17 protein-coding genes are annotated in these 20,367 nt (G+C 32.1%); 16 read left to right on the forward strand and 1 reads right to left on the reverse strand.

The window, feature by feature from the left end; genetic code table 11:
- The first annotated feature begins 7 nt into the window (after window positions 1–7).
- From hisIE to pdxH, 12 genes are all read left to right on the forward strand, one after another.
- Window positions 8–604, forward strand: a complete 597-nt coding sequence (hisIE, locus tag NNL09_RS19365; RefSeq protein ID WP_196910226.1) for a bifunctional phosphoribosyl-AMP cyclohydrolase/phosphoribosyl-ATP diphosphatase HisIE — start codon at window positions 8–10, stop codon at window positions 602–604.
- A gap of 284 nt (window positions 605–888) precedes the next feature.
- Complete coding sequence (locus NNL09_RS19370; protein ID WP_196910225.1) at window positions 889–3,537, forward strand: gliding motility-associated C-terminal domain-containing protein; 2,649 nt, start codon at window positions 889–891, stop codon at window positions 3,535–3,537.
- A 4-nt stretch (window positions 3,538–3,541) separates the two neighbouring features.
- Window positions 3,542–4,459, forward strand: coding sequence for a type IX secretion system membrane protein PorP/SprF (locus NNL09_RS19375; protein WP_025663728.1), 918 nt, complete (start codon window positions 3,542–3,544; stop codon window positions 4,457–4,459).
- On the forward strand, window positions 4,460–6,547 hold the full coding sequence (locus NNL09_RS19380; RefSeq protein WP_196910224.1) for an OmpA family protein: 2,088 nt from the start codon (window positions 4,460–4,462) through the stop codon (window positions 6,545–6,547).
- Window positions 6,548–6,721: 174 nt separating this feature from the next.
- On the forward strand, window positions 6,722–8,542 hold the full coding sequence (gene rpsA / locus NNL09_RS19385; RefSeq protein WP_025663730.1) for a 30S ribosomal protein S1: 1,821 nt from the start codon (window positions 6,722–6,724) through the stop codon (window positions 8,540–8,542).
- Window positions 8,543–8,917: 375 nt separating this feature from the next.
- On the forward strand, window positions 8,918–9,319 hold the full coding sequence (locus NNL09_RS19390) for a hypothetical protein (protein WP_025663731.1): 402 nt from the start codon (window positions 8,918–8,920) through the stop codon (window positions 9,317–9,319).
- Between the two features lie 222 nt (window positions 9,320–9,541).
- On the forward strand, window positions 9,542–10,081 hold the full coding sequence (gene pyrR / locus NNL09_RS19395) for a bifunctional pyr operon transcriptional regulator/uracil phosphoribosyltransferase PyrR (protein WP_025663732.1): 540 nt from the start codon (window positions 9,542–9,544) through the stop codon (window positions 10,079–10,081).
- 46 nt (window positions 10,082–10,127) lie between these two features.
- Window positions 10,128–11,057 (forward strand): aspartate carbamoyltransferase catalytic subunit, encoded by a 930-nt coding sequence (locus NNL09_RS19400; protein ID WP_025663733.1) that lies wholly within the window; start codon window positions 10,128–10,130, stop codon window positions 11,055–11,057.
- Window positions 11,058–11,060: 3 nt separating this feature from the next.
- Window positions 11,061–11,393 (forward strand): hypothetical protein, encoded by a 333-nt coding sequence (locus NNL09_RS19405; protein WP_025663734.1) that lies wholly within the window; start codon window positions 11,061–11,063, stop codon window positions 11,391–11,393.
- Between the two features lie 49 nt (window positions 11,394–11,442).
- Window positions 11,443–11,901, forward strand: a complete 459-nt coding sequence (locus NNL09_RS19410) for a thioredoxin family protein (protein ID WP_025663735.1) — start codon at window positions 11,443–11,445, stop codon at window positions 11,899–11,901.
- 62 nt (window positions 11,902–11,963) lie between these two features.
- Window positions 11,964–12,869: a ribonuclease Z gene (locus NNL09_RS19415; RefSeq protein WP_025663736.1), complete on the forward strand. Its 906-nt coding sequence runs from the start codon at window positions 11,964–11,966 to the stop codon at window positions 12,867–12,869.
- Between the two features lie 74 nt (window positions 12,870–12,943).
- Window positions 12,944–13,588 carry a pyridoxamine 5'-phosphate oxidase gene (gene pdxH / locus NNL09_RS19420; RefSeq protein ID WP_196910223.1) on the forward strand — a complete coding sequence of 215 codons (645 nt, stop codon included), beginning with the start codon at window positions 12,944–12,946 and terminating at the stop codon, window positions 13,586–13,588.
- A 6-nt stretch (window positions 13,589–13,594) separates the two neighbouring features.
- Here the strand turns inward: pdxH and NNL09_RS19425 are convergent, their stop codons facing one another.
- Entirely contained in the window at window positions 13,595–15,796 is a 2,202-nt protein-coding gene (locus NNL09_RS19425) for an OmpA family protein (RefSeq protein WP_025663738.1), read from the reverse strand.
- A 386-nt stretch (window positions 15,797–16,182) separates the two neighbouring features.
- Here NNL09_RS19425 and NNL09_RS19430 point away from each other — a divergent pair, with 386 nt between their 5' ends.
- The 4 genes from NNL09_RS19430 to NNL09_RS19445 all read left to right on the forward strand — a co-directional run bounded on the left by NNL09_RS19430 (window position 16,183) and on the right by NNL09_RS19445 (window position 20,358).
- Window positions 16,183–16,668, forward strand: coding sequence for a histidine phosphatase family protein (locus NNL09_RS19430; RefSeq protein WP_025663739.1), 486 nt, complete (start codon window positions 16,183–16,185; stop codon window positions 16,666–16,668).
- Window positions 16,668–18,773, forward strand: a complete 2,106-nt coding sequence (gene ppk1 / locus NNL09_RS19435; RefSeq protein ID WP_035094920.1) for a polyphosphate kinase 1 — start codon at window positions 16,668–16,670, stop codon at window positions 18,771–18,773. Before NNL09_RS19430 ends, ppk1 begins: the two co-directional genes overlap by 1 nt.
- A gap of 5 nt (window positions 18,774–18,778) precedes the next feature.
- Window positions 18,779–19,678 carry an exopolyphosphatase gene (locus NNL09_RS19440; protein ID WP_196910222.1) on the forward strand — a complete coding sequence of 300 codons (900 nt, stop codon included), beginning with the start codon at window positions 18,779–18,781 and terminating at the stop codon, window positions 19,676–19,678.
- A 119-nt stretch (window positions 19,679–19,797) separates the two neighbouring features.
- Window positions 19,798–20,358, forward strand: a complete 561-nt coding sequence (locus tag NNL09_RS19445; RefSeq protein ID WP_196910221.1) for a porin family protein — start codon at window positions 19,798–19,800, stop codon at window positions 20,356–20,358.
- Window positions 20,359–20,367 lie beyond the last annotated feature (9 nt).

Consider the following 20,367-nt stretch of genomic DNA (forward strand, 5'->3'; position numbering starts at 1 on the left):
TTAGATTATGGAAATAAATTTCAATAAAAATAGTGACGGACTTGTTCCCGCTATTATACAGGATGCAATAACTAAGAATGTATTAATGCTTGGATACATGAATCAAGAGGCATATCATACGACTGTAGAAACGAAAAAAGTTACTTTTTTTAGCCGCACCAAAAATAGATTATGGACAAAAGGAGAAGAAAGTGGTAACATTTTGAATCTAGTAGACATAAAGAATGATTGCGATAATGATTCCCTTTTGATTACAGTGAATCCAGTAGGCCCAACTTGTCATAAAGGATCAGATACATGTTGGGATGAAGATAATAAACAATCTTACGGATTTTTGTCAGAACTTGAAGATGTGATTAGAAGTCGAAAAGAAAATCAGAATGATTCTACATCATATGTAGCATCGTTATTTAGGAAAGGAATTAATAAAGTAGCACAAAAGGTAGGGGAGGAAGCTGTAGAAGTAGTTATAGAAGCTAAGGATGATAATGAAGAGTTGTTTTTAAACGAAAGTGCAGACTTGTTATTTCATTATTTGATACTGTTACAAGCAAAAGGATATGAGTTAAAAGATGTTGTGGGAGTTTTGAAATCAAGATCTTAGTTTTGCTTGTATTGAAGTGTAGGAAATATTTTATATTGAGATTTGACACGAAAAAAATATTTATATTTGCTGTCAAAATTTTCCTACCCTTGTTGAATCTTCATTTAATTGTAAGATTTGTATCTATTTTTAGTAAAATATTTTAGATGTCTAATATTTATTAAATAAATCCAATTTTGAAATATACTAGCAAGTTACTAGTTCTATTATTTGCCGTATCACTAATTACTAAGAGAATACATTCACAATGTAATCTAGGTCTCACCACTATAGAAAAGTGTGATATGGAAAATATAGACTTCGATGGAGTTAATGGCCCCGACGGGATTATCAATTTATATAATGAAACGGGTACTACATTAGCAGATGGTACATGGCGTATAGATCCAAGATTTAGATCAGCTTTTGATGAGGCAACGGGTAATTTGTCTACATGGGCATTAAAAAGAGCAACTACAGTAGCGACTCAAAATGATTATTTTTTCGAATTGATGAATGCTGCTACCTGTGGTACAGATCCGGTTAGAACTGCGCGACTAATTCTTGGCCCATTTTCTGGAGTTGCATTACCACCATCTGGCCCAAATAATGTAAATGCTCAAGGTTGTGATTTTGATGGCTTTGATTTGTTTAGTGCGTTTGCATTAGATAGTAATACACCCTCTCCACATTTAAATGGAGAATGGACATATAACGGATCTAGTCCTAATTTTGGAGGAATTAATGGTTCTGTACTCTTAGTAGATATTCCTTATCAGCCGGGAGTGCCACTAGTAGATCAGGAGGTCTTTGAATTAACATATACAGTTTTTGGGGTTTCAGGATGTATTGCAGAGCAAACTACAGTGAGAGTGGCAATGGTTAGACAAGTAGATTCGGGAGAATCAGAACCTACTCATATTTGTGAAGACGATCTTTTGGCTGGAGTATATGATGCCGATATAGATTTAACTAATGATCTGTATTTATTAGGAGAAGATATTGAAGGAATCTGGTTGCCAGAACCTACAGGACAAATTGAGAATTCGCAAGACTCTATGGTTAATTTGAGAGCGATTTATGATAACCTTATTAGTGGTAATAATTTACGATTTGGAAGAGAGCAATTTGATTTTGTTTATAGTGTAGAGCAACGTTCTGCGGTGTGTGATGATAAAACTACAAAAGTTAGTTTTGTGCTTTATGAACAGCTAAGGCCATTTAACCAAAAGGATCCTCCTTTTCAAATATGTAATAATATTCCAGGAACGATAGATTTATATGATTTGTTAGAATTTACTACAGAAAATGGCATACCATTCGAATATTTTAGTGATAGAAGTACGAATTGGCGTTTAGTTTCTGGTGCATCAGATTTAGGGTTACATGTTTTATCACCTCCTGATCCATTAAAACCTTACACACACAGAGGAACTGTAAATACCTTTGGTGCAGATCCAGGCACTTATATTTTTGAGTATGCAGTGAGTCCTAATATCAATAGCGATCCCAGTTCTTTTTGTGATCCCTATGAGACTGATGTAATGGCAGATTTTTATTGTGAACACCCTTGTAATATTATGACCGCCAGAGTAGAAGTTCAAATATTTGGATTTGACTATGCAGGAGAAGATACAAAAGATATCAATTTATGCGAATCTCAAGGGCAGGTAGATCTTAGAAGCTTATTAAGAACTAATGGTAATACAATAGCAACTACAGGAGTTTGGACAAACACAGCAGGAGATGTAATTGATAATACATTTGTTTTTCCGAATAGCAGTACTTCACAAACATTTACATTTACGTATTCAACAAATACAGTAAATGGATGTGTTGATAGTGCAGATTTAATATTTACAATTAACAAATTATCTAATGCAGGAGAAGATGCAAGCGCAACACTCTGCTCAGATGATTTAACGATAACTCTTTTTGATCTTTTGGGAGGCAATCCAAGTACAACAGGAACCTGGGCAGGCCCTTTTGGATATACATCACCAGATCATTTAGGTGTTTTTGATTCAAGTAATGTTTTATTACCGGTTTTGGGAGCAGGTGATTATATATATGTAGTGCCGGGTAATGCGGGGTGTTCTGCATCAGATCAATCTACAGTAACTATTACTATTGTAGAACCGGTAGAAATTGGCAATGATCGAAGTGAAACTTTCTGTAAAATCGATGGTAGGGTTAACTTATATTCACTTTTAGATAGAGATACTCCACGTACTGGAGTTTTTGAAGATACCGATAATACAGGTGCATTAAGCGTAGATGGAGTAGTAGAGTTTGAGACATTAACAAACAATATTTATAATTTCAGATATATAATAGCAAATACGCTGCCTTGTGACCAATCTTCTTTAAATGTAGCCATACAAATTGTGGATTTACCAATCCCTAACGTACCCCCTCAGGAATTTTGTATTCTTGATGCCACCAGATTAGAAGATATTGAAGTTGATGTTCTAAACTATAACTGGTATACTACTTTAGAAAGTGAAATTCCTATTATTGATAACCCTTTACTTTTTGATAATCAGGTATATTATATTGCTGCAATTGATGCAAATAATTGTGAATCCGAACGTCTTGAAGTTCCGATAAATATACTAAATACCGGAGAGAGGTTTGCCAATGGAGAATTGTGTACTCTTGATTTTCAGGATGGAGTATCACCAAACGGTGATAGTCAGAATGATACTTTTGATTTGTTGATAGAAGAGGTATATAATATCCCAGAAGCATTTCCCGATTTTGATTTGAAAATATATAATAGATATGGTAGTCTTGTCTATGAAGGAAATATTAATACAGAAGAATTTAGAGGAGAAAGCAATGTATCAGTACAGTTAGGAGACGATCTTCCTTCGGGAACATACTTTTATGTTTTTGTTCCAAATTTTGAAAATAATTTACCTATACAAGGAAGTTTTTACCTAAGCAGATAAACCAATGAAATTGAAGTTAGTTTTTATAATGTCAATAATTTTCTGCTCGATGGTCTATGCCCAGCAGGAACCACAATATTCTCAATATATGTATAATATGAGTACGGTTAATCCCGCATATGCTACAGGTCAAAGTGGTCTGATTTCGACCGGGTTATTATACAGAAGACAATGGACAGGGATTGAAGGAGCCCCCCAAACAGCTAATATATTTGCTAATATTCCTATGAGTGAAAAAATTGAGCTAAGTGTAAATTATGTAAATGATAGGATAGGAGACGCTATCCCAGTTAATAATGATTATATAAACGTTGATTTTGCGTATATCACAAAGATTTCTGATCAAACTCGATTATCATACGGATTGAAAGCAGGTATTAATAATTTTAAAATTGATCCTTCTGGTTCTGATGTCGCGAACGATCCTGCATTTGCAGATAATACATCAACCACACAATTAAATATTGGAGCTGGTTTGTATTTGTTTACTAATAATTTTTATGCAGGTATATCTTCCCCTAATTTACTTCCTAGTGATATTGATATCGATGGTATTGGTGTTGCGCAAACAAAGACACATATATATGGAATTGCTGGCTATGTTTTTGACTTTGTTGATGAAGTGAAATTAAAACCTTCGATGGTTATTAAGCAGGTTTTAGATTCTCCTTTAACCTTTGATCTTTCACTAAACTCTTTGATTTATGATAAGTTCGAATTAGGAATATCTTATAGGTATACAGACTCTTTTATTGCTTTGGCAGGCTTTAATATTACAAAAAACCTAAAAGTTGGATATTCTTATGATTTTAGTGTTAGTGACTTAAGCGGTTATAATAATGGAAGTCATGAAATTGTAATACTGTTTAATTTTGACCTTCTTAAGTTTAGTAATAAATATTCCTCTCCAAGATTTTTCTAGATGATAAAAGCTAAGATATTATTGATACTAACTATACTGATTACTCAGTTTACCTTTTCCCAACAAAAAAGCAGAGCAGATCGTTTTTTTGAAAAAGGAGATTATATAAATGCAGCACTGCAATACGAAGAAGAGTTAAATCAGGAAGGATATACCAAACATATCCTTAAAAATATTACCACCTCATACTATAATACTTTTCAATTTAGGCAAGCGTATCGATATTTAAAGGTATTAACTTCTGGTAAATTTTATGATAAGGATAAAACATACGATAATCAGTATAACTTTATGATGTATCAGGTGTTGTCTGCTTTAGGAGAATATGAAAAATCTGTAGAATATCTCTCTTTGTATAAATCAAATAATACCATAAGAGATTTTAGCGCCTCTGATGCGATTTCTACAATAGAAGATTTTAAATTGAAAGATGACGATTATACTATAGCAAGTGCTATTTTTAATTCTGAAGCCTCAGAGTTTGGAGCTATTAGGAGAGATAGTATTCTTTATTTTACTACCGATAGACGTCCTTATGGTCCATTGGACAAGAATTATAGATGGACACATCGACCATTTTTGGATATTTATAAAGTGAGAGTAGACAAGGATAATAAGCCTGTTTCCGAAATTGAAATGATTTCCAAAGAAATTAATTCAAAACTTCATGAAGGTAATTTTTGTTTTACCGCAGACGGAAATACAATCTACCTATCTAAAAGTAATTCTGAAAAAGGAAAAAAGAAATTTGATAGTATTAATAATAATGCTATTCATTTATATAAGGCTGCTAAAGTTGATGGTAAATGGGGTGAGCCAGAGAAATTAGAATTTAATAATGTAAACTATTCTATTGAGCACCCATCATTAAGTGCAGTGGGGGATACATTGTATTTTAGTTCTAATATGCCTGGAGGATATGGAGATTTTGATATTTATTTTGTTGCTGTAAATCAGGATGGTACGTATGGCGAGCCAACTAATTTAGGGCCAACAATTAATACCGAGAATCGAGAACAGTTTCCGTTTATTTCAGAAAAAGGAAATCTATTCTTTTCTTCAAATGGGCATTTAGGATTAGGTATGATGGACATATTTGTTTCAGAATTAAGAAGAGGAGAATTTATAAAACCTATTAACCTGGGAGCGCCAATTAATTCTAGCTACGATGATTTTTCTATAACTTATTACAATGAAACAGATGGTTTCTTTGCTTCAAATCGAAAAAAAGCAGGAGATGATATTTATACTTTTTCTCAAATTGGAGATATTTTCCCACGAGAGTATAGAGCACGTTTTGAAGTTCGGGATTATGCAACCGATAATTATATAGCTAATCCAGATGTTGTCTTGTATAATAATGATAATATAAAGGTATATGAGGGGCAATTAGATTCTATTGCAGCTTTTGATATTAAAATATTTCCTGGGAGATATAACTTTAAAGCTTCTGCAAATAAATATAAAACGAGAACGAAGCCGCTGGTGGTTAAAGAGAAGGAAGAAGAGACCTACATCATTTATTTAGATAGAGCAAAAGATGCTGTTATAACAGATGAGAGCGATGATAAAAATAGGACACAGATCAACGATAGTACTAATATTAGTGAGCGTACCCGAATCAGTGAATCTAATACAGAACGTAGGAAAGAAGAAATTACCAAAACCAGGCTAAGAGAAATTCTTCTTGCAGATAAGGATGGCCCTCCGGTTATCGAAAGGAATGGAAAACTATATTTTGATATGCCTCCAATTTATTTTGATTATGATAAATGGAATATACGGGCTGATTCTAAAAAAGTACTGGATAAACTTGCAGTAAAGTTAGAGCGATATAAAACCGTTTATATTAATATAAGTTCTCATACCGATAGTAGAGGTACAGAATCATATAATCAGATATTATCAGCCAAAAGAGCAGAATCTACTCGTAATTATCTAGCTTTGGTGGGATATGTAAATGCAAGAAGAATGCAGTTTGTTGGGTTTGGAGAATCTCAACCTTTAATCGACTGTGATAGTAAGGTGTGTACAGAAGAAGATCATCAAACCAATCGAAGAAGTGAATTCGAAATTGTTAGGTATTAGTAATTTGCTGAAACGCATTATAATCTTTTGTTTTCTAATAAATTAAATTGTACTTTTGCACTCCTTTTTAACGGATAAGAGAATTAAAAAGGACATAGTGTAAATTTAATTAATACTTCTGTATAATTTTCGTCTTGATTCTCAATAATATACAGGATACAAATTTTATCTTCAATGTCTGAAGAAACAAAAAACACAGACGTTCAGGAAGTAGAGAAGAAAGCAGTAGCTGAAACTCCGCAACAAGCAAACCCTGAACAATTCCTAAAAGATTTTAATTGGCATAACTACGAAGAAGGGATAGATCCTATCGCTGATTCGAAACTTGAAGAGTTTGAAAAGTTAGTTGCCGAGAATTTTGTAGATACCCTAAATGATGAGGTAGTAGATGGAACAGTAATTAACATCACAGATCGTGATGCTATTATTGATATCAATGCCAAAAGTGAAGGTGTTATCTCATTAAACGAATTTCGTTATAACCCAGATCTTAAAGTAGGAGACAAGGTAGAGGTTTTAATTGATGTGCGTGAAGATGCAACAGGTCAATTAATTTTATCTCACCGTAAAGCTCGTGTAATTAAAGCATGGGATAGAGTAAATGGTGCTCATGATACAGGTGAAATCGTAAATGGTTTTGTAAAATGTAGAACCAAAGGTGGTATGATCGTAGATGTATTTGGTATCGAAGCATTCTTACCAGGTTCTCAGATCGATGTGAAGCCAATTCGTGATTATGATGCGTATGTAGGAAAAACAATGGAATTTAAAGTGGTAAAAATAAACCACGAATTCAAAAACGTTGTTGTATCACATAAAGCACTTATCGAAGCAGATATCGAAGAGCAGAAAAAAGAAATTATTGGTCAATTAGAAAAAGGTCAAGTATTAGAAGGTACTGTTAAGAATGTTACTTCTTACGGTGTATTTGTTGATCTTGGAGGAGTTGATGGATTAGTTCATATTACAGATCTTTCTTGGTCTAGAATCAATCATCCAAATGAGATCGTTGAACTTGATCAGAAGTTGAATGTAGTTATCTTAGACTTTGATGAGGCTAAGACTCGTATTCAATTAGGTCTTAAACAATTAAAACCACACCCATGGGAAGCTCTTGATAAAGAACTTAAAGTAGGTGATAAGGTTAAAGGTAAAGTTGTTGTAATTGCTGATTACGGTGCTTTTATTGAAGTTGAAGAAGGAGTAGAAGGATTAATTCACGTTTCAGAAATGTCTTGGTCTACACATTTACGTTCTGCACAAGATTTCGTAAAAGTAGGTGATCAGGTAGAAGCAGTAATTCTTACCTTAGATAGAGAAGAGCGTAAAATGTCTCTTGGTATCAAGCAATTAACTCCAGATCCATGGACAGATATTACGACTAAATATCCTGTTGGATCTAAGCATAATGGTATCGTTCGTAACTTCACTAATTTTGGTGTATTCGTAGAATTAGAAGAAGGTATCGATGGTTTAATTTATATCTCAGATCTTTCATGGACTAAGAAAATTAAGCACCCATCAGACTTTACTAATGTAGGTGATAAACTTGATGTAATTGTTCTTGAGCTTGATGTAGAAGGACGTAAGTTAAGTCTTGGTCATAAGCAAACAGAAGATAATCCTTGGGATAAATATGAAGGAGAATTTGCTTTAGGAACTAAGCATACTGCAACCATCGGTGAAATTGTAGACAAAGGTGCTACTATAGATTTCAACGAAGATGTTGTTGCTTTTGTACCCTCTCGTCATCTTGAAAAAGAAGATGGAAGCAAGCTTAAGAAAGGCGATGAGGCAGAGTTCCAAATTATTGAATTCAATAAAGAATTCAAGAGAGTGGTTGCTTCTCATACAGCTTTATTCAAAGAAGAAGAAGCTAAAATCGTTAAACAAGCTGCGAAGAAAGCTGCTACAGGTTCAGCAGAAAAAACAACGCTTGGAGATATCGATGCATTAGCAGATCTTAAAGCTAAGATGGAAAAAGGAGGGAACTAGTTTCTCAACACTTTTTAATATAGCAAAGGCCGTTCTTACGAACGGCCTTTTGTTTTTTAGAATACACTGTATTCAGGGTTGTTGTGACCCCTGTCTATTTTGAGTTTACTCTATGTAAAATTACAGCTCTACTTTCTTTAAATATGCTGTGATCGTAATTATACATGGGGTTTTGATATATATCGCAAAAAGAAATAACACGGTTATTGAATCATAATATAATGATATTACTATATGATAATGTATTGACGTGGTTGAATTATGATGTTTTTATATCCCTGAAAAACGGGACGACATTTTCACTATTAGTGGTATAGTACTAAGGATGAAGCTTCCTGATATTTGCATTGTAAAAAATCATAAACGTTTTTTAAAATGAAAAATATAAACAGGGTAATCATATTTACATTAAATTTTTTAATAATCATTCAGGCAAATGCCAAAGAAACAAATAGGTTGGCAGTTGTAGCAAATGATAAAGCGATTATAACATCTGTAAAAAAGAATACAGATACTGAACCAAAAAGTAAAAAAACAAAAAAAGCAGTTGAGAATAAAAGTTTTCATTCTATCAAAAAATGGAAAATAACAATAGAATATACAGATGGTGGTATTATGTCTAAAACTATTGTGGTACAAGAAAGCTCAGATTTAAGTGCTTTGGAAACAGCATTTTTAGAAGCTGAAAAATACATGGAAACTATTGAGAATATAAAGAATTATGAAGTTTCTCCGGTATCCAAAAACTCGTTTGTATTATTAGCAGGGGGAATATAGTGTAAAGGATTATTTGATGAAGGCGTAATACGACAATTACGCCTTTTTTATAGCTAATTTTATTGAATTCACCTCTTTTATAGATACTACGAATTTAGAACGACTAATTCACATTAATGTGTTTTCTGCAAAGTAGATTTTCTATAGTATGTTATTTAGAAATTGAATTGTATTGTTCTAAAATTTCACTACTTTTGTATTCCAGATATCCATTTGGAGATTATGAGTCAAAAATTACTACTTAGTGCGAAAGAGATTGATATAATTCTGCACCGTTTGGCTTGTCAATTAATTGAAAATCACACGCATTTTAGAGATACTGTTTTAATTGGTATTCAGCCAAGAGGAGCTTTTTTAGCCGATCGTATTAAGAAAATTTTGGTTGATGACTATATGGTAACAGATGTCAAATTAGGTTACCTTGATATTACATTTTATCGAGATGATTTTAGGAGAGGAGAAAAAATTCTTGAGGCTAATAAAACTCATATAGATTTTGTAGTAGAAGATAAGCGAATTGTATTTATTGATGATGTGCTGTATACTGGGAGAAGTATTAGAGCAGCTTTAACAGCTGTGCAATCCTTTGGAAGACCACAAGAAATCGAACTACTAACATTAATTGATAGGCGTTTTAGTAGACATTTACCTATACAGCCTAATTATAGAGGTCGCCAGGTAGATGCTATAAATCAAGAAAAAGTAAAAGTAGATTGGATAGAAAATGATGGCAAAGATGCCGTGTATTTAATAGAAAATTAAGATCTCTAAATAAGATTGTTTTATTTAAAATTATAAATTAAGACGAATGAGCGAATTAAGTGTACATCACTTATTGGGAATAAAATATCTAAATAAAGAAGATATTGATTTAATCTTTGAGACTGCTGATCACTTTAAAGAAGTTATTAATCGGCCAATTAAAAAAGTTCCTTCGCTTAGAGACATAACGATTGCGAATCTTTTCTTTGAAAATAGTACAAGAACAAGATTATCTTTCGAATTAGCAGAAAAAAGACTTTCTGCAGATGTAATTAATTTTTCTGCAGCATCTTCTTCTGTAAAGAAAGGAGAAACACTCATTGATACCGTTAATAATATTCTTTCTATGAAAGTAGATATGGTAGTCATGAGGCATCCTAATCCGGGAGCCGGGGTTTTTCTTTCTAAACATGTTGATGCAAGTATTGTTAATGCAGGGGATGGTGCTCATGAGCATCCTACACAAGCTTTACTAGACTCCTATTCTATACGTGAACGATTAGGAGAGGTAGGAGGAAAGAAGGTTGTGATTGTAGGAGATATTTTGCACTCTAGAGTTGCACTTTCTAATATCTTTGCTTTAAAATTACAAGGAGCCGAAGTAAAAGTTTGTGGCCCCAAAACTCTGATTCCTAAATATATCGAGAAATTAGGAGTTGAGGTCGAAACAGATCTAAGAAAAGCACTAGAGTGGTGCGATGTAGCCAATATGTTGCGTGTACAAAATGAAAGAATGGAGATTAGTTATTTTCCATCAACACGAGAATATACCCAACAATTTGGAGTAAATAAAAAGTTATTGGATAGTCTGAATAAGGAAATTGTAATCATGCACCCAGGACCAATCAATCGTGGAGTAGAAATCACGAGTGATGTTGCTGATTCTAACCAAGCCATAATATTGGATCAGGTACAGAATGGAGTTGCAGTGCGAATGGCTGTAATATATCTTTTAGCTTCAAAAATTAAACGATAATTTATGATTTTTAATAAAGAAGGTTCTACTACTATAATCACACAAGAAAAAACTACAATTATTGAATTTGTTAATGGTCTTGAAGACAAGTATGCTTCCCTGGAAAATGATAACATAATTGTTAACTTGTTTTCATTAGAACAAATCTCTGTAGATGATGTTAATGAATTTTTAAGGATTTCTAATAAGCATAAAGCCGCTAAACATTCATTCGTGATTGTTACAAATAAGATATCCTATGATGAAGTCTTACATGAAATAACAATTGTTCCTACACTACAAGAAGCGTATGATTTGGTAGAGATGGAAGAAATAGAAAGAGATTTGGGTTTTTAAAAAACTCAACTTTTTGTAATTATTTATGTTGCTTTTCGTCTGATAGGTTATGAACAGATTAGCCCCAATTGTAAGTATACTCTTTTTTGTGTTTTTTGGTCATGATGTTATTGCTCAGGACTGGAAATATGATTTTGATGAAGCAAAGTCATTAGCAAAAGAAAAAGATCAAAATATTGTATTGTTTTTTACCGGATCAGATTGGTGCCCACCCTGTATTAAATTAGAAAGAAATATTTTTTCTAATCAGGAGTTTATAGAATTTGCTGATCAAAAATTTATTTGGGTAAAGGCAGATTTCCCTAAGCGGAAAAAAAATAAACTTTCTTTAACTCAACAAAAGAAAAATGAGGTACTTGCTCAAAAATATAACAGAAAATGGGTTTTTCCTGTTATTCTAGTTTTGGATAAGGAAGGAAAAGTATTAGGAGTAACAGGGTATAGAAGAAATCTTGATGCCAAAGGATATATATCATTATTAACATCGTTTGATTCTTTTGGTCGTTAAATTGATTTATAAATAAGATTAGATTATATTCACAACCTGTTTAATAAATAGGAAAAATAATTTTGAAACTTACGATTTTAGGTTGCTATTCTGCAACTCCCCGAACATTTACAAATCCTACTTCTCAGGTCTTAGAAATAAACAACCATATCTTTTTAATTGATTGTGGTGAAGGTACTCAAGTAGAATTACGACGAAATAAAATCAAGTTTTCAAGAATCAAACATATTTTTATTTCACATCTTCATGGAGACCACTTTTTCGGACTAATTGGATTAGTATCTACTTTTAGATTGCTTGGTAGGGATGCACCATTACATATTCATGGTCCTAAGGGAATAAAAGAAGTTATTACATTACAATTAAAACTTTCTAATTCGTGGACAGATTACCCGTTATACTTTCATGAACTTACCAATACAGAATCAGAAATTGTTTTTGAAGATGAAAAAGTAATAGTACACACAATACCTTTGCAACATAGAGTATATTGTAATGGGTTTTTATTTCAGGAAAAACCAGGAGATCGAACCTTGTTAATAGACAAGGTATCTGATTATGGTATTGATAAGGCATATTATCGTGCTATAAAAAAAGGAAAAGATGTTGTTTTAGACAATGGCACTGTGATTTCTAATGAAGAGCTAACTGATCCTCCTAAACCCGTTAAGAGCTATGCATTTTGTAGTGATACTAAATATAACGAAGAGAAAATTCCTTTAATCAAAGACGTTACTGTATTGTATCACGAATCTACTTTTTTAGAAAGCCATAAGCATTTGTGTGCAAAAACTGGTCATAGTTCGGCCATTGAAGCAGCTACTATTGCCAAAAAGGCAAATGTTGGATCCTTGATTTTGGGCCATTATTCTACCAGGTATGAAAACATTGAACTTTTTAGGGAAGAAGCAAAAACTGTTTTTGATGATGTAGAAATAGCTGATGATGGTAAAGTGTTTGAGTATTGATATGGTAAAAATTATCTACTTATTATTGTTTTCTATATTTTAAAAATAGGTAAATTGCATAATAATTTGAGATAATGAATAGAGATCTAACAGCGTACAGAAAGTCATATGAAAAAAGTTTTTTAGAGGAAGAAAATCTTCCAGATTCTCCTTTTAAGCTTTTTTCTGAATGGTTTGCAGAGGTAGAAGAGGCTGGTGGAGTTGATGAGGCTAATGCAATGACAATAACTACCACAGGATTAGACGGATTTCCAAAAGCAAGAATAGTATTGTTAAAACATTTTGACGAAGACGGTTTTGTGTTTTATACTAATTATTCTTCAGAAAAAGGCAAAGCTATAGCTGCTAATAATAAAGTATGTATTTCTTTTTTTTGGCCTAATTTAGAACGACAGGTTATTATTAAAGGCACAGCACAAAAAATAGAAGAACAAGAGAGTACTCGTTATTTTTTATCTCGCCCAAGAGGTAGTCAATTAGGAGCTTTGGCATCTGATCAAAGCGAGGTGATTAAATCAAGAGAAGCATTAGAAAAACGATTACAATCTTTAGAAAAGGAATATAAAGATACCGATATACCTAAGCCTAAATTTTGGGGAGGGTATTGTATAGCACCTATTGAGTTCGAATTTTGGCAAGGTAGAGCTAATCGATTGCATGATCGAATTCGTTATGCTAATCAAAAAAAGAATTGGCAGATAGAAAGATTGTCTCCGTGAAAAAGATTACATAATTACAAAACTAGAACGTCTGTTCTTTTGGTATTGGTCTTCAGAACAGTCTTCTCCATCTTTACAGTTATTAACAGGTCTGGTTTCTCCAAATCCAACATAAGAGAGAATTCTGTTTTTAGATATATTTTTACTTATCAGATAATTATAAATAGATTCTGCTCTTTTTTGAGAAAGCGTTAGGTTATAATTTTCTTCACCACGACTATCAGAATGTGTTTCTATTTTGATTACCATATTTGGGTAGTCATTATTCATAATATCTACCACTTTATCAAGTTCAATTTCTGCTTTTTTGGTGATATCCCATTTATCAAAATCAAAATAAATTTCATTCAAATTTATCAGATCATTTATGGTTTTGGTTAATTTTAAATCTGATTTTAAAGGTGAATCGGGTGTGCCACTAGACTGTACAATATCTCCCGATGCAATACCTCCACTTTTGGTGTTATTAGATTTGGTTACCTCATCCATCTCTCCTGGTATTACTGCAGCAAATTGACTATTCATTTTCTTTTTAGGAATAGAAACAAGACGGCTGGCATTAGGACAGTTTAATTCGCTAATATCTATAGCTAACTTAAATTGATAGAAATCAGGTAGTTCGCAAGAGTTGATATGATTATACCCTTTAGAATATTTTACGGTTTCATTTAGCGTTCCATTAAACTCGGCCATCACTGGTTGATCCACTACAAGAATATCATCAATTGTATTAATTGATTCACATTCGGTGTCTACAATCACATTATAACTAATTTTAAATGGTTCACTATCTGTTTTTACCATTTTATTAGGTACTATAAAGTTTAATGTTCGAGATGCTTTATCATATTTTACCTTTATTCTTTTAGAGGGTAAAATCATAGTTTTTTCAGAAAAGACTACATTTTTTGGTAAAACATCTTTTATGATAGTATTTTTTGCATCATCATTACCATCATTATATATGGTAAGATTATACGTTATTTCTTGTTTTGGAGCTAAAACATCATTTGGGTGAATATATTGATTATTAGCAGTATATTTTGATCTTTTTACAATATGAATTGCAGGTTCGTATATTTCTACACTAAATGCAACTGCCATGACAGAATACCCATCATTATTGGTTGATAATCTAAATTTAGCTTCTGTTTGATTGTTGCCTATAATACTATTTCTTACATTTTTTATATCAAATAAATCGGCATCATATCCCAATGTGTTTTGGCTGGCAGGGACTCTGGTTTTTACATTTTTTCCATTTTCGGTGATATTGGCATTAAAGAAGTTGTTCATAGGATTAATACCATCTGCAAGACTTTTATATCTGTTTGTTTCATTAGACATTACCTGGAAACGATCTCCTATAATTCCTTTGTCTCCTTCATAAGCAATTACACCTATTTTCCCGTGAACTGCTCCATTAGGAATAGTTTGAAAATTGTTAAAAGAAAAAGCTACAGGTTTTGCTTTTGAGTCAATATTTACAAACCCATCATATACATAAAATCTTTTTCTTGGTTTGGTGTCATCCTCATAAATTACAACCATTGTCCACCCACCGGCAAGGCCATTACCTAAAGTTTCATCATCATTTATCGCACTAGTGGTAGCAGGGATGTTAGCAACAGTATATGTTCCTAATGGGTTTTCTAATTCTAAAATATCTGCAGTGATATCTTTATAGCAAGAATATTGTTTGAACAAAGATTCACTATCATTATAGTAATCATGAATTATTTGTCCATTACTAATGGTCGAATAAGATTGTTGTCCTGGATATTTTATTTTTATAGAAGTAATATCATGTTGTCTGCTATCATCTGCATAAGCAGCTGTCCAATATAAACCAACATGTTTAATAGCATTACAGTTAGAATCAATATCCAAATCTGCACTACTAGAATTAAAAGTAGTTGGATCATTATCAATATCGATAAAACCCATCTTAAACAGGTTATTTAATCCACCATCATTGTAGCTTTCATTAGGATCAAATACATCAGTTCCATCATCATTACTAACTTTACCCAGAACAGTATTAGATACAAACTTGAAATCCCCCTTAAGTGTTAATTCTGTACGCTTCTTAAGAGGCACCTCTACTTGCCCATATGCAATTGTAGAACCAATACTGCATATGAAAATAAGTAGGAACATATTTTGAAACCATTTAAGATTTCTTTTTATAGTAATCACTTTTTCCACCTTTCTTGTTTTTTATTACCCTACTGATATTATGATAAATTTGTGCTCATAATGTTTGGGGGAAACACTCTGATTTAAGGGAAAACCGTATGTAAATTTATATTTTAACATTTAATTTTATACGAAAAAAAACATGTTTTCGATGTAAATACCATTTTTATCGATTAAAATCAAGTGTTTATTATGTTCATTTTCATTATTTTAGCTCTTTTGTCTGTTATTTTTATATTAATTATTTGATAAGTAAAACAGCTAAATATGAAAACCAATCTTAGCTATAATTACATAAAAATTGATTTTTTATATTCTTATATTTAAGATTTGTAAAAACGAATCCTTAAACTTGTATTAAATAACTTCATTTTTGCTAAAATAGTATCAGATTCATGAAAACTTTATATATAATAAGACACGCAAAATCTTCTTGGGAATTTGATGTATCGGATGATAAAAGACCACTTAATGATAGAGGAGTAAGAGATGCCGGATTGGTTGGTGAGCAATTGAAAACACTGGTAGGACCGATTGATAAAGTTTTATGTAGCCCAGCTAAAAGGGCATATAGTACTGCAAAAATTATTGTAAGTCATTTAGATATTCCTGAAAACATATTTTCTTTAGAACCAAAACTTTATGATTTTGAGGGAACCCAGGTTATTGATGTAATAAAAAATTGTCATAATGATATTAATACTTTAATGATATTCGGACATAATCATGCTTTTACTTCGATCGCTAATCTTTATGGAGATCAACATATAGATAATCTACCGACTGCTGGAGTAGTTGCTATAGAATTTGAAGTGGATATGTGGCAAAATATTTCTGTAGGAAAAAACTTATTAACAATTTTTCCTAAATCTTTGAGATAATGACAGAAAATATTAAAAATCAATATGTTAATAGAGAATTAGGTTGGCTTCAGTTTAATGCGAGAGTATTACAAGAAGCTGCAGATGATACAGTTCCACTGTTAGAAAGATTACGTTTTATAGGGATATTTTCTAATAATTTGGATGAGTTTTTTAAAGTGAGGTATGCTACCATTAAACGAATAGACCTGGCAGGAAAGGATGGAAAAAATGTACTTAAGGGTACCACGGCAAACGAACTACTAGAAAAGATTACAAATATAGTTATCAAGCAACAGGCAGAAAGCCTTAAAACCATTGATAATATTAAAATTGAACTTGAAAATCATAATATTTTTATTATTGATGAAAATCAGGTTACACCAGATCAAGATGCCTTTATCCGTAACTATTTTGTAAGTAAAGTTAGCCCAGCTTTAGTTACTTATATACTAAATGATCTAGAAAAATTTCCTCATTTAAAAGATAGTGTAGCGTACTTGGCAGTAAAACTGGTACTAAAAGATAAAGTCCCTAAAGAAGGACGAATCTCCAAAATATTACAACAAACCACCAAAGAAAAAATATATGCACTAATCGAGATACCAAAAAATACAGATCGATTTGTTGTACTTCCAGAAAAGGATGGAAAACAATTCATTATCATTTTAGATGATTTGATCAGGTATTGTATGCATATTAACTTTAGTATTTTTGATTATGTTAGAGCGTCAGCTCATATGATTAAAATAACCCGGGACGCCCAGTTGGATTTTGATAATGATTTAAGTAAAAGTTTTATTCAAAAAATATCAAGTAGTGTACGATCTCGTCGTGACGGAGAACCAGTTCGATTTGTATATGATAAAACTATCGAAAGAGATACCCTTGATTTTTTAATGGAAAAAATGGGAGTTGATAATACAGATAGTATTATTCCTGGAGGAAGATACCATAATCGCAGAGATTATATGAATTTTCCAGATTTGGGCGCTATTAACTTGGTATACCAACCAATTAAACCTTTAGCTATACCTGGTCTTGTTTTGCAAGGAAGCTTATTAGATAAGATTGCCAAAAAAGATTTTCTGCAATACACACCTTATCACACGTTCTCATATACCGTAAAATTTTTACGAGAATCAGCAATTGACCCAAAAGTAAAAAGTATTAAAATTACGATATACAGATTGGCAAATATATCTCATATTGCCAGTTCTCTTATAAATGCTGCCAAAAATGGTAAAAATGTTACTGTGCAAATAGAATTACAAGCTCGTTTCGACGAAGCTGCAAATATTCGTTATGCAGAGCAAATGCAAAGAGAAGGTATACATTTGATTTTTGGAGTTACCGGGCTTAAAGTACATTGTAAAGCATGTGTAATCGAACGAGAAGAAAAAGGAAAACTTAAACGATATGGTTTTATAAGTACAGGAAATTTTAATGAATCTACAGCAAAAATCTATACCGATTATACTTTGTTTACAACCAATGAATCTATTCTGAAGGAAACCAATAGAGTATTTAAATTTTTTGAAATAAATTATAAAATAAACCGCTATAAACATTTATTGGTGTCCCCACATTACACAAGATCTTCTCTGGTAAAACTAATAGAAAAAGAAATTAGAAATGTAAAAGAAGGTAAACCTGCAGGAATTAAACTAAAATTAAATAGCCTGAGTGATTATGATATGATAGATAAACTATATGAAGCAAGTAGAGCAGGAGTGAAAATAGACTTAATTATTAGAGGTATTTGTTGTTTGATACCTGGTATTCCGGGAATGAGTGAAAATATACGAGCAATAAGTGTAATAGATAAGTTTTTAGAGCACACGCGATTATACATATTTCAAAACGGAGGAGAGCCAAAAGTATATATATCATCGGCAGATTGGATGACACGTAACTTAGATAGAAGAGTAGAAATTTCTTGTCCCATCTATGATGAGGATATCAAATTAGAATTAATGGATACTTTTGATATTTGCTGGAATGATAATGTTAAAGCCAGAAGGCTTTCTAAAGAGCAAGATAATGTGTACATTAAAAACGACAATGAGAAAGTAAGATCACAAAAAGCCACATACGACTATTATTTAAAAAAACTAGGAAATTAATTATTTTGTTAACTATAGAAAAATATGGAGCCATAGATATAGGTTCCAATGCAGTACGATTATTAATAAGTAGTATTCATGAAGAGAAAGGAAAAACTACTAGATTTAAAAAAACAAGCCTAGTTAGAGTACCCATACGATTAGGAGAAGATGTTTTTAAATCCGGACGGGTTTCTCATGAAAATATTACTAGAATGATAGACGCTATGCAGGCGTATCAGCTATTAATGAAAACGCATAAAGTGATTAGATATAAAGCTTGTGCAACATCTGCTATGCGAGAAGCTGAGAATGGAGAAGAAGTAGCTCACCTTATAAAAGAGAAAACAGGTATTCAAATAGATATTATAGATGGTAAAGATGAAGCCGCTATAATTGCAATGACCGATTTACACGAGTTGATAAATACAGATGCCACATATCTATATGTAGATGTTGGAGGTGGTAGTACAGAGTTTACATTATACCATAATGGAAATACTGTTAAATCCAGATCTTTTAAATTAGGAACAGTAAGACTTCTTAATAATCTGGTTTCTGATGAAGTATGGAAAAATGTAGAAGATTGGATTAAGGAAAGTATTATAGGCTATCGTAAAGTTTCATTAATTGGATCTGGAGGAAACATTAATAATATTTTTAAGAATAGTGGTAAAAGAATGGGTAAATCACTATCTTTTTTATACCTAAGTTCATATTATAAATTGCTTAATTCTTTAACCTATGAAGAAAGAATTTGGCAACTTAATTTAAATCAAGATAGAGCAGATGTGATTATTCCAGCTACTCGAATATATCTTTCGGCAATGAAATGGAGTGGTTCTAGAGAAATCTTTGTTCCAAAAATTGGTCTATCAGACGGGATTATAAAATCATTATATAATGAAAAACTAAATAATCGTTGAAATTCATAAGTAATACGTTTTATCGATTTTTAGAGAGTAATAATCTGTGTGGAGCTCTAAAATGTTAATGAAAATCCATTATTTTGTACTAAATTGAACCGTAACCTAATATTTATACTATGAAAAAAACAGTACTATTCGCTGTGGTTTTATTAATGTTTGTTGTTTTAAAATCTCAAGCTCAAGAGGTTGCATATGGAATAAGACTTGGAGCTAACCTTAGTTCTATTAGTTCTGATGATATTCCCGAAAACCTTAAAGATAGCAGATTTGGTATAGTAGCAGGGTTCTTAGCAGAAATTCCTATTAACCAAAAATGGAGTGTTCAACCAGAGTTTCAATATTCTTCTTTAGGTAATGATGACGAATCCCTAAGAGTAGACTATCTTCAATTACCAATAGTGCTTAAATATAATTTTTCTGAATTGTTTAATGTGCATGTTGGCCCTCAAGTAGGGCTTAAAATATGGGAATGGGAAGATAATTCGACAGGAGAAACCAATTTTAACACATTTAACTTATCTGCAGTTGCAGGTGTTGGAGTACGTATTACAGAGAATTTCTTTGCCGATTTACGATATGGTTTTGGGGTCTCTAATATTATAGATGATGAAGATATTCCTGGAGGAGCAAAAGGAAGTAATAGGAATATTCAACTCTCTTTTGGTTATAAGTTATAATAATAGGGT

The sequence above is a fragment of the Aquimarina sp. EL_43 genome, assembly GCF_943422735.1.
GTDB lineage: Bacteria > Bacteroidota > Bacteroidia > Flavobacteriales > Flavobacteriaceae > Aquimarina > Aquimarina megaterium.